A 13,518-nucleotide genomic window follows, 5' to 3' on the forward strand; every position below is an offset into this window, starting at 1 on the left:
GGGATCGCTCCGTCCTGCCACCGCCCGTCGCTCATCCCGATGTCAGCGACTGCGTTCCGACGACCCCGAGCAGCTCCAAACGACTCGCCGTCCCCGTCCGTTCGAGCGGGAAGAAGACCAGCAGCGAGATATCGTCATCCGGAGTGAGCAGCACTTCGCACCGGAACTCGAGCCGACCGACCTCATGATGAGTGAAGACCTTGATGTCGGAACGCCTGACTGCTACATCGTGGCGCTCCCACAGTTCAGCGAACTCGTCGCTGACATCGATGAGATCCGTTACGAACTCTTTCACCCGGCGGTCCCCCGACCTGCGCGCATACGTTGCCCGCAGATCGCTCACATGCGCTGCCGAGATCTTCTCCCAGTACTCCTCAGGCATCGGGCGCGACTGCGGGTCCTCGAACCACTTCCAGATGAGGTTCCGTTCCCGGCCCTGTCCTTCCGGAAGGTCGGTGAACAGTGCACGGCCCAACGGGTTCGCCCAGACCACTTCGCCGAGGTCGGTGACGATGACAGCCGGAACGTCGACGAGCCTGTTGGCCAGCGCGATGAGCCCAGGTCGGATATGACCGTCCGCACTGCGCGGAGGGACAGCATGGCCCGCGAGGTGCAACAGATGATCTCGTTGATCCCTGTCACATTGGAGGGCTCGAGCGACCGCGTTGACGACCCCGACGGACGGCGTCGCCCCGCGTCTCTGTTCGAGCCGGGAATAGTAGTCGACTGAGACGCCGGCGAGCATCGCCACCTCCTCACGTCTGAGGCCCGGAGTGCGCCGCCGAACCGTACTGCCGAGTCCGACATCTTCCGGTCGAAGCTGCTCACGGCGTCGGCGAAGGAAATCAGCGAGGCCCGAACGATCAGTCATCTCATCATTCTCCGCCCAACTCGGTCGAGTATCCAGGGACAGGTTGTCCGTGGATCGACAGAGCATTCTCCCCGTCGATCAACCCGGACAGACTGGGCGGCATGACTACACACAACGAATCACAGACCATCTCCCATCGCCGCCTCGGCACCGACGGCCCCCTCGTCACCACACCTGGTCTCGGAGCCATGAGCATGTCGGGGGCCTACGGTCCCACGACGGACAGTGAGGGGATCACCGCGATCCACACCTACCTCGACGCCCACGGCACCCTTATCGACACCGGCGACTTCTACGGAGCCGGGCACAATGAGATGCTCATCGGTCGTGCCCTTGCAGACCGCAGCCGCGACGATGTCGTCCTGTCGGTGAAGTTCGGCGCCATGCTCTCACCCGATGGTGCTTTCATCGGATTCGACGGACGGCCCGAGGCCGTCCGGAACTCTCTGGCCTACTCACTGCGTCGCCTCCGCACGGACCACGTCGACATCTATCGTCCTGCTCGGCTGGACCCGAACGTGCCGATCGAGGAGACTGTGGGCGCGATCGCCGAACTCGTCGAGTCTGGGTACGTGCGGTCGATCGGTTTGAGCGAAGTCGGCGCGGAGACGATCCGCCGAGCGGCGAAAGTCGCTCCGATCAGTGACCTGCAGATCGAATATTCCCTGCTCACGCGGTCGATCGAGTCGAACGGAATCCTCGCCGCGTGTCGTGAGCTCGGGATCGGCATCACTGCCTACGGGGCACTGGCGAAGGGACTGTTAGCGGGGAAGACCGATGGGCGCCGAGCGATGTTCCCACGCTTCCAAGGGGAGAACCTCGCCCACAATGAAGGTATCGTCGCACGTCTGGGTGAGATCGCCTCGGCGAAGGGGACCACACTCCCCCAGCTCGCGATCGCCTGGGTGGCAGCACAGGGTGAGGACATCGTCCCGGTCGTCGGATCGCGCACCTCGGACCAGGTCACAGCCACACTGTCGAGCACTGAGGTGGAGCTAAACCCCGAGGATCTCAGTGCCATCGCCGAGGTGCTGAGCGATTCAGAGGTCCGCGGCCACCGCTATCCCGAGGCGCTCATGGCTGAACTCGACAGCGAACGCTGAGAGCAGGGTTCTTCAGTCAACCCGGCGCCGAGGTGAACGTCGAATGACGAGTAGAAGACCTCGGAGGAGATCGCGATCCATGAGTCCTCTCCCGCTGATCCGGTTTTGGAAACCGCGCAGGCGTAGGACATGCGCTGGCCTGAACGGGCCCGCATGGAGGCCGTCACGACACCGATGGACACTCAGCGTCGTCTCACCGCTGACCTGGATGAGCTGCTTCGCTCTCTCGGGCTGCACTATTCTCGATTCGAGATTCTGCTCATGCTGTTCCTCGACGCTCAGGAAGCGATCCCTCTCGTCGACCTTTTCAATCGACTGCAGGGCACAGCACCGTCGGCCTCGTCTTCGGTGACATGGTTCGAGGGCGCCAGCTTGGTCAAGCGAGTCATCTGCCTCGACGACGAAACGGTTCTTGTTGCGATCACTTCAAAGGGGCGAACCGCCACGGGTCGAGCAAGCCGGAGTCTTGCTGACGCACGCCTCGGATTCAGCGCATTGTCGGAGCGCGAGTCCCGGCAGCTCAGAGTCCTTCTGGCCCGATACCGAGAGAACACGATCGTGATCTAGTGACACTTGAGCGGCAAGTCACAGCCAGGACTCACTCGTCGTCGGATGCCCGGTTGCCGCGTGCTGCAGACGAACGAGCGGGGCCCCGCAGAGGGTCGGCGTCGCCACGCGCCTCGGCCAACTGCTGTGCGGCGGTGACCACCGAGGACCGGCGCCGTTGCTGTTCGACTTCATTGTCCGGAGCAATGCCGGTGACCATCCGCGCTAGCTGCGGCACGCAGAACCACCACGCCGCCAGGCCGATGACCAACAGCACCAGGTGATCGGCGTCGATGGCGCTACCGACAATTCCGGCCCGCTGAGCGTCACTGTAGGCGGCGACCTTCTGCCGGTAATGATCGGTGCGATCCGCTTCATCAACGATCGTCCCGTCGGCGAGTCCCTCCCAAAGCAGCAATCGCGCGAGCTCAGGGTGTTCAGAATAATAGTCGTACGTCCTGCCCGCGAATTCGCCGATCAGTTCGAAGTCATCCCCAGCAGGGAGGACTACCGATTCAGACAGATGGGTCAACTCATCGGAGAGAACCACACGGAACAGTGCCCGCTTGTCGCCGAAGTAGTTGTACAGGCGCTCCTTGTTCACTCCTGCACGTTCGGCGATGCGCGCCATCGTTGTGCCGTCCGGGCCGAATGCAGCGAATTCGGCAGTCGCCGATTCCCTGATTCGCCGCCGTGTACCCTCCGTGTCCCAAGCCATTTCGCAAGTCTACCCAAATCCAACGATCCGGTTGCAATTGCCGCTCACGCTCCGTATATTTGCAACTACACCGTTGGAGTTGGGAGTTGAGCGCTGCAAACCGTGGATCACGGAAACCACACCCGGAGACCGCACTTGTCGGGTGGAGGTTGTCACGCTCGGCTGGATCCGCTCGGAAACGTGGGATTGAGCAATTCGGGGTCGCTTCTCTGGGAGACGACTTCATGATCGTCGACTGGCGGAACGGCCATGGGGAGCCGCGCGGATCGCTCACTGGGCGATCAAGCCCGAATCATGAAGGCACAGCTGTGGTTCTAAAGACACGCTACGACACCGACTGACCTCCCGAAAGGAGTTTCACAATGACCAAAGATCAACGCACCCCGAGCACTGAGATCATGCCGTTCACTCTCCACTTGTCAGCCGCGACCATCGATGACCTGCACGAACGTTTACGTCGCACCCGGTTGGCCGAAAACGAAACCGTAACGCGAGACGGCGAGGAATGGGAGCAGGGCATTCCGCTCAACTATGTTCGCCAACTGAGCCATTCCTGGCTGTGCGACCATGACTGGCGCCGCCTGGAGGGCGAACTCAACGCGTACGGCCAGTGGCACACCGAGCTCGACGGATTAGACATCCATTTTCTGCACATCAGGTCATCTCGAACAGACGCGCGCCCGCTGCTGATCACCCATGGCTGGCCCGGGTCGGTCGTCGAGGCCCTCGACGTGATCGACGGACTGGTGAATCCACCCGACGACGAGCCCGCCTTCCACGTTGTACTGCCGTCGCTCCCTGGTTTCGGCTTCTCGGAAAAGCCCAGCAACACTGGTTGGGGCCTGCGACGAATCGCCGACGCTTGGGCAGAGCTCATGGACAGGCTCGGTTATGAACGTTTCCTCGCACAGGGCGGAGACTGGGGCGCCATGGTCACCATTACGTTGGCCATCCGCCATCCTGAGAAGGTCGCGATGATGCACACCACAGTTCCGCATGCCTCCCGACCGGGTGGATTCGACGACGACCAACTCACCAACACGGAACGTGCCTGGCTGGATCACGAAGAGCAGTTCCGGCGGAGTGGAATGGGATACGCGGCAATCCAATCCACCAGACCACAGACCGTCGGCTACGGACTCGTCGACTCACCCGTTGCCCTGCTCAGCTGGATCATTGAGAAGTTCCACGACGCCGCCGACTGTGACGGACACCCGGAGAATGCTGTGTCACGCCAGCGACTGCTCGACAACGTCGCGCTGTATTGGTTCAGTGCATCCGGTGCTTCCTCTGCTCGACTGTATTGGGAGAACATCAACGGCGATGCTGAGTTCAGTCCCGGTCTGGACATGACGACATCGATAGACATACCTTCTGCGGTCTCCGTCTTTCCCAAGGAACTGCGCAAGCTCCCCCGTTCTTGGGTCGAACGACGGTTCACCGACTTGCGCCACTGGAATGTCCTCGACCGCGGTGGTCACTTCCCCATGTTAGAAGTGCCCGACACGTTCGTCACCGAGCTGAGAACGGCCTTCTTCGCAGCTCCTCTCTGAACCAGACTGGAGCTTGTACAAACACGCTAGTGGACGAGTTGGTCGGCGTCATGCACCAGTGGAGCCCCGGCGACTGTGGAGGACGTTCAGCGTTCGAGCTGACCGCCGAAGAGGTGCTGGAGCGGGATCGACCCGTCCTGCCACCGCCGATCGCTCATCCCGTTGTCAACGACTGTGTCCCGACGACCCCGAGCAGCTCCAAACGACTCGCCGTCTCCGTCCCTTCGAAGGGGAAGAAGACCAGCAGCGAGATATCGTCGTCCGGAGTGAGCAGCACTTCGCACCGGAACTCGAGTCGGCCGACATCATGATGAGTGAATACCTTGATGTCGGAACGCCTGACTGCTACATCGTGGCGCTCCCACAGTTCAGCGAACTCGTCGCTGACCTCGATGAGATCCGTTACGAACTCTTTCACTAGTCGGTCCCCAGATCTGCGCGCATACGTTGCCCGCAGATCGCTCACATGCGCTGCCGAAATCTTCTCCCAGTCCTCCTCGGGCATCGGTCGCGACTCCGGGTCCTCGAACCACTTCCAGATGAGGTTCCGTTCCCGTCCCGGCGCCTCCGGCAGGTCCGTGAACAATGCACGCCCCAACGGGTTCGCCCAGATCACTTCGCCGAGGTCGGTGACGATGACAGCCGGAACGTCGACGAGCCGGTCGGCCACGGCGATGAGCCCTGGACGGATGTGTCCGTCGGCACTGCGCGGAGGGACGGGATGGCCCGCGAGATACAACAGATGATCACGCTGATCCCGGTCGCACTGCAGAGCTCGAGCAACCGCGTTGACGACTCCGGCCGATGGTGTCGCCCCACGACTCTGTTCGAGCCGGGAATAGTAGTCGACGGAGACACCGGCGAGCATCGCCACCTCCTCTCGCCTGAGGCCGGGAGTGCGACGCCGAACAGTGCTGCCGAGACCGACATCTTCCGGTCGCAGCTGCTCACGGGTGCCTACGGCCCGACGACGGACGACGAAGGCGTCTCCGCGATCCACACGTACCTCGACGCCGGCGGCACCCTCATCGACACCGGCGACTTCTACGGAGCCGGGCACAACGAGATGCTCATCGGCAGAGCGCTGAAGGGACGCAGTCGCGATGAGGTCGTCCTCTCAGTGAAGTTCGGCGCCGTGCTCTCCCCCGACGGATCCTTCATCGGTTTCGACTCTCGACCCGATACAGTCCGCAGTTCCCTTGCCTACACACTCCGGCGCCTCGGCACGGACCACGTCGACATCTACCGCCCGGCGCGACTCGACCCGAACGTACCGATCGAAGAGACAGTGGGCACGATCGCCGAGCTCGCCGAGGCCGGGTACGTGCGGTCGATCGGACTGAGCGAGGTCGGCGCGGAGACGCTCCGCCGAGCAGCGCAGGTCGCTCCGATCAGCGACCTGCAGATCGAGTACTCTCTGCTCACCCGTTCCATCGAGTCCAACGGAATCCTCGCCGCCTGCCGCGATCTCGGGATCGGCGTCACAGCGTACGGAGCGCTGGCGAAGGGACTGCTCGCAGGTAAGACCGACGGGACCAGGGCGATGTTCCCCCGTTTCCAGGGGGACAACCTCACCCACAACGAACGAATCGTCTCAGCGTTGGGTGCCGTCGCCTCGGCGAAGGGGATCACGCTGCCCCAGCTCGCGATCGCCTGGGTGGAAGCGCAAGGTGAGGACATCGTCCCTGTCGTCGGTTCGCGAACATCGGAGCAGGTCAGCGCGACCCTCTCAAGTGCCGAAGTCGAGCTCAGCCCCACTGATCTCACCGCTGTCGCCGAGGTGCTCGACGGTTCCGAGGTCCAGGGCGACCGCTACCCGGAGGCCCTCATGGCCCAGCTGGACAGCGAGCGCTGAGAGCAGGGCCCCGGCGACCCGGCGCTGAAGTGAACGTCAAGTGACGGAAAGAAGTCATCGGAGAATAATCATGCGATAACGAGAGCGTCATCACACTTCGTCGGCGCGTCCTCTTCAGACTAAGTGACAGGCAGCGTTACTATAAAGGAGTTTGCAGCCAAACGTCCGCAGCCGCTACGGTGCGGCAAAAGGAGTTCTCGTGAAGTGGTTGAAGCGGACCATCGTCACGCTCGTCATCGTCTTCGGAGCCTTCTATCTGTTCACCCGGCCCGAGGACTCCGCCGAAGCCGTTCGAAATGCCTTTGCGGCAGTCGGAACCGGAGTGGGTTCCATCGTCACCTTCTTCACCGAGCTCTCAGCCTGACCTCGGTGCACACGGAACTTCGTCGTGGCCACGCTGTTTGATCCGAGGGTCGATGAGCATCTCATCTCCACCGAAGGCGAACGAGTCATCGATGAGGTGCGTCGTCATCCACTGGCCTTCTTCATTCCAACTGCGATCATCGTACTCGGAGTTGCGGTGATGTCCGCCAGCACGGTGGTCGCACTGCAGTTCGCCTGGATTCCCGTGGGTATCGGAACGGCAATCGTTCTGTTCGGCGCCTATCGGTTCCTGATCGTGCACATGGACAGGTTCGTCATCACGAACATGCGCGTCTTCCGGATCCACGGCATCTTCACCCAGCACAAGGCCACGATGCCGATGTCGCGCATCCTCGACATCTCGGTGCACAAACCTCTGTTGGGTCGGGTATTCAGGTACGGGCACTTCGTCTTCGAATCCGCAGCGCAAGACCAGGGTCTGCGCGATATTCGATTTGTGGGTCGACCCGACGAACGCGATCTCACCATCCAACGCGTCATCCAGCGTTCGGGCCTACGTTCGGCATTCTCACCCTTCGATTCAGACGAAGATAACGATGCCCAGTCCGCAACAGAAGACAACGCCATCGCCACAGACGAGACAGATTCACAGTCAGAGGTCATCACCGACGTGGACTCCGACATCTCAGCAGGAGAGTCTTACCAATGGAAGACCATGGAGCTGGAGATGCCAAGGCAGTCTGAGACATCGGAGGAGATCGTGATCCATGAGACCTCTCCCGCCGATCCGATTTCGGAAACCGCGTATGCCTGGGACCTGCGCTGGCCTGAACGGGCCCGCATGGAGGCCGTCACGACACTGATGGACACTCAGCGTCGTCTCACCGCTGAGTTGGATGAGCTGCTTCGCCCCCTCGGGCTGAACTATTCTCGATTCGAGGTCTTGCTCATGCTGTTCCTCGACGCTCAAGGCGCGATCCCTCTCGTCGACCTGTTCGATCGGCTGCAGGGCACAGCACCGTCGACCTCGTCTTCGGTGACATGGCTCGAGGACGCGAGCATGGTCAAGCGAGTCGTCTGCCCCGAAGACGACGAAACGGTTCTCGTCGAGATCACCTCGAAGGGTCGCACCGCCACAGATCGAGCGAGCCGGAGCCTGGCTGAGGCACGCTTCGGATTCAGCGCATTGTCGGAGCGCGAGTCCCGGCAGCTCAGAGTCCTTCTGGCCCGATACCGAGAGAACACGATCGGGATCTGAACTCGGGACCCGGTGGGAGTCGGGCGACACCTGCGGCCTCAGAGTTCGCGAAACCGCAGCCGACCCTCACTCATCGTGGCGCGCGGTCCCTCACAGGCACGCCCGAGTGGAACTGCCGGGCCTGTACCCATCATTGGAGTTGTTCGATCACAGCGCCGAGGCGATCGGTTCCGGACAATCCCCGTTGAATGATCGCTGATGCATCGATTCCTTCGCTCCGCAGAGCCTCCTCGAGGATCTGCATATCGAGTGCTTCCACCTCAGCAAGATGATCGACGGTGTTCGGCGTCACCATCGTGTTCATCAGACGCAGAGCACGACTGTCCGCCGATCCGGCCCGCAGCGCAGGAGCGAGCGCGTTGGCGGACAGACCGGTCTGCACCCCTAGTTCGAACACGTCAGCGATCGCAGCCTGATTGAGGATGAGGAGGGCATTGTTCAGCAGCTTGGTCATCTGGCCTGCTCCGGACGCTCCCATGTGAATAATGTTCTCCGCGTAGGCCTGCATGACCGGTGTCGTTGCGTCCACAGCGTCGGCGGGCCCACCGAGGAATACGGTGAGAGCATGTGCTGCTGCCGCGGGACGGCCGCCGCTGACAGGCGCGTCGAGCACGGCGATGCCTGCATCCTCGGCGAGTTCACTCATTCGCCGCGCGTTGCCGGGGGTCCCCGTGCCATGATTGATCACAGTCTTCCCAGCCCCCAAGAAGGGCAGAATCTCCTCAACGAGCTGCACGACTCCGTCGTCGGTGCTCACGCACAGAGCGACGATGTCCACGGCCGAGGCGAGCGATGCGATCGAGTCGTGTGCGACGTGGGCAGTTCGGGTGAGAGCCTTCAGGGAGGCGGGCCGTCGCGCCCAGACGTGCAAGTCGAATCCAGCCTCGGCGATCGCATTCGCCATGGGAAGGCCCTGGTCACCCAAGCCTATGAAGCCGACGGGAGTGACGGTGGTCGGGATAGTCAACAATACCTCCTCGGTGCGGGTATGATCGCGAATCGTCATTCGCGGTAACGGGTTGCCAGCTCTGCTGACTGTGCCCCGAACGCGGCGAGATCGGCGTTGAACACTTCCTGCAGAAGGTGGTCCTGCTCGACGCCGGGGGCAGTGACACCTTCATCGAGTTCGATGGCACGCAGGCTGGCGGTGACGACGTCGGCGGCAGTCATCCGCTGGGCCGTTGAGAGGTCCATTCCCTGTCGTTCGTGGAATTCGGTCGCAACGACGCCCGGGAGCAGAGCCTGGACGCCGATACCGTAGGGAGAGATCTCCGCTCGGAGCGTCTGCGAGAAAGCGAGAGCATAGGCCAACGATGATGCATAGACCGACCGACGCAGTCCGACCTGCTCGAGCGTCGCAGGTCCGCTGAACGCGATCATCCCGGCGATGTTGACGACTTGTCCCTGACCACGGGCGATCATGCCCGGGACCACTGCGCGTGTCAGCAGTGTCGGTGCGTGAACCTTCACTCCGATCAGCTCAGTGGCGTGTGCCGGAGTCAGATCGGCGAACGGACCGTAGTGCGCGACCCCGGCATTGTTGACAAGCATCGTTACGGCTTGATCTCCGATCACATCAATGACGGTCCGGATGCCGGTGCTCCCCGAGAGGTCAGCGACGACCGGCGTCACCCGGACGTCGGGGAACTCGCCGGCAAGCTCGGTGAGGCGTTCCTCCCGACGCCCCACGACGATCAGAGATGTTCCCCGCCGCGCGAGACGTCGGGCATACTCTCTCCCGATGCCCGATGAGGCTCCGGTGACAACGGCCAATTCACGCATAGTGCATCTCCTTATCTGCGCACCGGTCGGTGCGGACGACGTCGACCTCGGGTGAGATCGGCTCAGCAGCGACAGCTCATGTCGCGCTTTCCATCGTCGCCCTTGCTCAATGCGCCAAGGTAGACCCTTGTGACAGTGGTCCCAACAGGACCACTGTCAGACGAGGTGGCACCATTAGGCTGTGATCATGGCCGATTGCGAGAACATGCTGGGTGACTATCTGCGTGCTCAGCGGGAAAGAACGAAACCGGAGCACGTCGGGTTGCCCACTCAGCGGAATCGTCGCGTGACCGGCCTGCGCCGCGCAGAAGTCGCTCTTCTGGCGGACATCAGCGCCGACTACTACCTTCGCTTGGAGCAGGGGCGTGACCGACGGCCCTCAGCTCAGGTTCTGCAGGCGCTGTCTGAAGTCTTCGGTCTCGACGCCATCGGCACTGCCTATCTGCTGTCCCTCGCCGAGCCGAAAGGGAACAGAACACGACGGCGTCCCACCCGAGAGGTCGTGCCGGAGAATATCGCAATGTTGCTCAGCACCATCAATCTTCCTGCATTCGTCGAGGGCCGCTACTTCGACGTGCTCGCCGCCAATCCACTCGCGACCGCGATCTCACCGGAACTGACCGTTGGGAAGAATCGGCTGCTCTCGGTATTCCTCGACCCCGGAGAGCAGGAACTGTATACCGATTGGGAGGACACCACCGCCAGACTCGTCGCGGGATTCCGCCGCTCGGTCGGAACCGATACGTTGAACACCCGTTTCATCGACCTCGTCGGAGAACTGTCACTTGCCAGCGAACGATTCCGCACACTCTGGGCACGCCACGACGTACAGCCACGGCAGAATTGGCGCTTCACCGTCAACCACCCGAAGGTGGGTGAGATGACGCTGCTCCGTGAGAAGCTCATCGTCGGCGACACCGATCGCGGGCTCGTCCTCGCGATCTACCACCCCGAACCGGGTTCCACCGATGCGGAGAAGCTGCAGTTCCTCATGTCGGCTGCCTGTTCGATCTGAGTACGCACAGGATTGTCGCTCTGCAGTTCCAGTTCGGCCGGCTCCGGCGATTCGTCGACGAATCACCTGTTGTCGGTCATTGCTCCTGCTTTCGGCGTGGAACCCGATCAGCGTTCGATCTGACCGCCGAAGAGACGCTGGAGCGGGATCGACCCGTCCTGCCATGGTGTGAGGGCCCAGGCGACGGCGTAGGCCCCGACACCGAGAACGGGCAGAGCGAATGAGATGAGGACGAGCAGGCGCATCAGCCACACGTTGATGCCGGTGACCTCGGCGAGACCGCCGGCGATGCCTCCGAGGATCCTCTCGGGGCCGCGACGGAAACCGAGTTTGCGGATGGAGTCGAATAGTGAGTTCATGTCTTCGACGGTACGCGACCCCGGAGTGCCGTGACAGGGGTGAAGGCCATCAACCGCCCTGAGGATTTCCGTAATCCTCGCCGATCCAGTACCGGCGTTTGGCCGGTCCGTCGCCGACCTCGCGGACGTCGTCGAGCACGCCGCCGCCCTGCTCGATCACGCGCGCCGACGCGGTATTCGTCTCGTCGCAGGTGACGAGCACGTCCGTCACGCCCGCAGTTCGGAGGCGCTCGACCGAGCGGGCGAGGATCTGCCGGGCGTAACCTCGGCGTCGGAATTCCGGAGCGACCGCATAGCCGACGTGCCCGCCGAACTCGAACAGGAAATCGTTGAGTTCGTAGCGGATGGACGTGCGTCCGACGGGTTGTCCGGCCACCTCGGCGATGAGGAATTCGGCCCGTACTCGGTCAGGTGGGAGGTCGATTCCGCGGGCCTCGCGGGCGATCGTTGAGAGGATGTCGTCCCACGATCCCTCGGCCAGGAGGAAACTGAAGTCTTCGGCCCGCAGCTGCTCATGGAACTGCCGCAGGGTCGCCTCGTCGTCGCGGTTCGGTGCGCGCAGCAGCAGCTCGGCAGTCATGGGTTCCTTCTCATTGGTGCCATCGGCTCGTTGTCGTCGCGGGTGGGGCACATTCATTGTCGCTGATCGATCAGGTCGGGCTGGGAGCGTTCCGGGCGGCGGGCGAAGTCGGGGGCATGTTCAGGGGTGATGCCCATTCCGAGAATCCGGGCGGGGATGACGGTGAGCGCGGGAAACTTCTTGAGCAGCCATTCCAACGCGGCGGGCGGGTGGATGTCGCCGCCGTGATGGACGACGGGTTCGACCATGCGGTGGATGCCGGCCTGCAGGAGCTCGACGGCCTTCGTCGTCAGCAGTCGGCGACGCTGTACTCGGCGCAGCTGCCTCGTACTCACCGTGCCGGCGCGCAGTGATTCAGCGAGCAGTCGGGCCGTCGCAACGCCGTCCTGGACGGCGAGATTGACCCCGACTCCGCCGAGCGGGCTCATCGCGTGCACCGCATCGCCGATGCAGAGCAGACCGGGGATGAACCACCTCGGCGCTTCGTTGCGGCGCACGTCGAGGAGTTTGACGTCGTCGAAGTCGATCGCCCCGACATCGTCAGCGAGGGCCGGGAAAGTGGCAGCCACAGCATCGCGCAGCGCTTCGATGCCCTCGGCGCGGAGGCGTTCGTCAGCGCCCTTGGGAATGAGCCGGGCCATCTGCACATGCCCGTCCCGCGGAATCGCGACGAAGACGTTCCCACGCTCGGATCGCGGGGCGACGGAATCGGGAAGCACCGCCTCGGTGTCGATGCGGAACCACCACACGTCGATCCCCGAGTGAAGTTCGCGAACGGGCAGGCCCGCCTCCTCCCTGGCGATCGACCACCGCCCGTCGGCGGCGATGACGAGCGGGGCGCGCAGCTCGTGCACGGACTCCGGACCGTCGGTCTCGTCCGGCCCCTGCATTCTCACGCCGACGACCCGAGCGCCGGGCCCGTCGTTGGGCAGGCTGCCGTGCCTGTCGGCGGGTGGGCTGCCGGTTGGGCTGCCGGGTGGGCTGCCCCGTTCGCCGACTCTCTCGTCCTCCCAGATCAGGGAGGTAATCTCGGCACCCATCCGCAGGTCGAAGCCCGGTTCGTTCCTCCCCGCTTCCGCGAGCAGATTGAGGAAGTCCCACTGCGGCGCGATGGTCATGAAGGGATGGGGAGCCTTCAACCTCGAGAGGTCGCCGAGGACGAAGTCCTTCCCGGACCGGTCCATGAGGCTGATGTTGGACACCTGGCGATGCGCGATGCGGGCAAACCGGTGGTAGAGGCCGAGTTCGTCGAGCAGCCGCAGCGTCGACGGGTGAACTGTGTCGCCGCGGAAGTCGCGGAAGAAATCCGCATGCTTCTCCAACACGACCACTTTCACGCCCCCGCGTGCAAGCAGCAGCCCGGCGACGACTCCGGCCGGACCGCCTCCGGCGATGATGCAGTCAACGTGCTCGGTGTCGGCCATGGCACCCTCCTCGGTTCGCGACTCGAAGGACTCACCCACCAGCCTAACCCTCGCGGTGGACAGTCGGTATGGGGCGAGGGGAGTGGGACGTCGGACATGGGGAGTCAGATGCGGCCGGAAGCGCCGGCAT

General features: G+C 63.0%; 15 protein-coding genes. 7 read left to right on the plus strand and 8 right to left on the minus strand.

Annotated features, from left to right (window positions below; translation table 11 throughout):
- Positions 1 to 31: 31 nt before the first annotated feature.
- Positions 32 to 871: a helix-turn-helix transcriptional regulator gene (locus tag J9314_RS16085; protein ID WP_210603312.1), complete on the minus strand. Its 840-nt coding sequence runs from the start codon at positions 869 to 871 to the stop codon at positions 32 to 34.
- Positions 872 to 972: 101 nt separating this feature from the next.
- On the opposite strand from J9314_RS16085, the gene J9314_RS16090 reads away from it, so the two are divergent.
- Positions 973 to 1,974: an aldo/keto reductase gene (locus tag J9314_RS16090; protein ID WP_210603313.1), complete on the plus strand. Its 1,002-nt coding sequence runs from the start codon at positions 973 to 975 to the stop codon at positions 1,972 to 1,974.
- 261 nt (positions 1,975 to 2,235) lie between these two features.
- Positions 2,236 to 2,541, plus strand: a complete 306-nt coding sequence (locus J9314_RS16095; protein WP_210603314.1) for a hypothetical protein — start codon at positions 2,236 to 2,238, stop codon at positions 2,539 to 2,541.
- A gap of 31 nt (positions 2,542 to 2,572) precedes the next feature.
- Here J9314_RS16095 and J9314_RS16100 read toward each other — a convergent pair whose 3' ends face one another.
- A complete protein-coding gene (locus J9314_RS16100; protein ID WP_210603315.1) occupies positions 2,573 to 3,238 on the minus strand; it encodes a TetR/AcrR family transcriptional regulator in 666 nt (221 codons plus the stop codon).
- A gap of 362 nt (positions 3,239 to 3,600) precedes the next feature.
- Between J9314_RS16100 and J9314_RS16105 the strand changes: the two genes are divergently transcribed.
- Positions 3,601 to 4,791 carry an epoxide hydrolase family protein gene (locus tag J9314_RS16105; protein WP_246490446.1) on the plus strand — a complete coding sequence of 397 codons (1,191 nt, stop codon included), beginning with the start codon at positions 3,601 to 3,603 and terminating at the stop codon, positions 4,789 to 4,791.
- 154 nt (positions 4,792 to 4,945) lie between these two features.
- On the opposite strand, the gene J9314_RS16110 is transcribed toward J9314_RS16105, so the two are convergent.
- A complete protein-coding gene (locus tag J9314_RS16110; RefSeq protein WP_210603316.1) occupies positions 4,946 to 5,659 on the minus strand; it encodes a helix-turn-helix transcriptional regulator in 714 nt (237 codons plus the stop codon).
- On the opposite strand from J9314_RS16110, the gene J9314_RS16115 reads away from it, so the two are divergent.
- The 3 genes from J9314_RS16115 to J9314_RS16125 all read left to right on the plus strand — a co-directional run bounded on the left by J9314_RS16115 (position 5,543) and on the right by J9314_RS16125 (position 8,228).
- Positions 5,543 to 6,646, plus strand: a complete 1,104-nt coding sequence (locus tag J9314_RS16115) for an aldo/keto reductase (RefSeq protein ID WP_425514186.1) — start codon at positions 5,543 to 5,545, stop codon at positions 6,644 to 6,646. The genes J9314_RS16110 and J9314_RS16115 overlap by 117 nt on opposite strands.
- 199 nt (positions 6,647 to 6,845) lie before the next feature.
- The gene (locus tag J9314_RS16120) at positions 6,846 to 7,010 is read left to right on the plus strand and encodes a hypothetical protein (protein ID WP_210603317.1); all 165 of its coding nucleotides are present in this window, start codon (positions 6,846 to 6,848) and stop codon (positions 7,008 to 7,010) included.
- A gap of 24 nt (positions 7,011 to 7,034) precedes the next feature.
- Positions 7,035 to 8,228, plus strand: coding sequence for a PH domain-containing protein (locus J9314_RS16125; RefSeq protein WP_210603318.1), 1,194 nt, complete (start codon positions 7,035 to 7,037; stop codon positions 8,226 to 8,228).
- Between the two features lie 130 nt (positions 8,229 to 8,358).
- Here J9314_RS16125 and J9314_RS16130 read toward each other — a convergent pair whose 3' ends face one another.
- Together J9314_RS16130 and J9314_RS16135 are read right to left on the minus strand one after the other, a co-directional pair.
- Entirely contained in the window at positions 8,359 to 9,195 is an 837-nt protein-coding gene (locus J9314_RS16130; protein WP_210603319.1) for an NAD(P)-dependent oxidoreductase, read from the minus strand.
- A 35-nt stretch (positions 9,196 to 9,230) separates the two neighbouring features.
- Positions 9,231 to 10,010: an SDR family NAD(P)-dependent oxidoreductase gene (locus J9314_RS16135; protein WP_210603320.1), complete on the minus strand. Its 780-nt coding sequence runs from the start codon at positions 10,008 to 10,010 to the stop codon at positions 9,231 to 9,233.
- 187 nt (positions 10,011 to 10,197) lie between these two features.
- Here J9314_RS16135 and J9314_RS16140 point away from each other — a divergent pair, with 187 nt between their 5' ends.
- A complete protein-coding gene (locus J9314_RS16140) occupies positions 10,198 to 11,025 on the plus strand; it encodes a helix-turn-helix domain-containing protein (protein ID WP_210603321.1) in 828 nt (275 codons plus the stop codon).
- A 107-nt stretch (positions 11,026 to 11,132) separates the two neighbouring features.
- Here the strand turns inward: J9314_RS16140 and J9314_RS16145 are convergent, their stop codons facing one another.
- The 3 genes from J9314_RS16145 to J9314_RS16155 are packed head-to-tail and all read right to left on the minus strand — an operon-like array spanning position 11,133 to position 13,388.
- Positions 11,133 to 11,384 (minus strand): PspC domain-containing protein, encoded by a 252-nt coding sequence (locus tag J9314_RS16145; RefSeq protein ID WP_210603322.1) that lies wholly within the window; start codon positions 11,382 to 11,384, stop codon positions 11,133 to 11,135.
- Positions 11,385 to 11,433: 49 nt separating this feature from the next.
- Positions 11,434 to 11,964: a GNAT family N-acetyltransferase gene (locus tag J9314_RS16150; protein WP_210603323.1), complete on the minus strand. Its 531-nt coding sequence runs from the start codon at positions 11,962 to 11,964 to the stop codon at positions 11,434 to 11,436.
- 53 nt (positions 11,965 to 12,017) lie between these two features.
- A complete protein-coding gene (locus J9314_RS16155; RefSeq protein WP_210603324.1) occupies positions 12,018 to 13,388 on the minus strand; it encodes an FAD-dependent oxidoreductase in 1,371 nt (456 codons plus the stop codon).
- Positions 13,389 to 13,518: the final 130 nt, after the last annotated feature.

It is taken from the genome of Brevibacterium oceani (assembly GCF_017948325.1).
GTDB lineage: Bacteria > Actinomycetota > Actinomycetes > Actinomycetales > Brevibacteriaceae > Brevibacterium > Brevibacterium oceani.

Excerpts from the sequence above, each read along its gene's own strand:
- J9314_RS16085 (WP_210603312.1), bottom strand. The coding sequence starts at position 871 with ATGACTGATCGTTCGGGCCTCGCTGATTTCCTTCGCCGACGCCGTGAG.
- J9314_RS16090 (WP_210603313.1), top strand. The coding sequence starts at position 973 with ATGACTACACACAACGAATCACAGACCATCTCCCATCGCCGCCTCGGC.
- J9314_RS16095 (WP_210603314.1), top strand. The coding sequence starts at position 2,236 with ATGCTGTTCCTCGACGCTCAGGAAGCGATCCCTCTCGTCGACCTTTTC.
- J9314_RS16100 (WP_210603315.1), bottom strand. The coding sequence starts at position 3,238 with ATGGCTTGGGACACGGAGGGTACACGGCGGCGAATCAGGGAATCGGCG.
- J9314_RS16105 (WP_246490446.1), top strand. The coding sequence starts at position 3,601 with ATGACCAAAGATCAACGCACCCCGAGCACTGAGATCATGCCGTTCACT.
- J9314_RS16110 (WP_210603316.1), bottom strand. The coding sequence starts at position 5,659 with ATGCTCGCCGGTGTCTCCGTCGACTACTATTCCCGGCTCGAACAGAGT.
- J9314_RS16135 (WP_210603320.1), bottom strand. The coding sequence starts at position 10,010 with ATGCGTGAATTGGCCGTTGTCACCGGAGCCTCATCGGGCATCGGGAGA.
- J9314_RS16140 (WP_210603321.1), top strand. The coding sequence starts at position 10,198 with ATGGCCGATTGCGAGAACATGCTGGGTGACTATCTGCGTGCTCAGCGG.
- J9314_RS16145 (WP_210603322.1), bottom strand. The coding sequence starts at position 11,384 with ATGAACTCACTATTCGACTCCATCCGCAAACTCGGTTTCCGTCGCGGC.
- J9314_RS16150 (WP_210603323.1), bottom strand. The coding sequence starts at position 11,964 with ATGACTGCCGAGCTGCTGCTGCGCGCACCGAACCGCGACGACGAGGCG.
- J9314_RS16155 (WP_210603324.1), bottom strand. The coding sequence starts at position 13,388 with ATGGCCGACACCGAGCACGTTGACTGCATCATCGCCGGAGGCGGTCCG.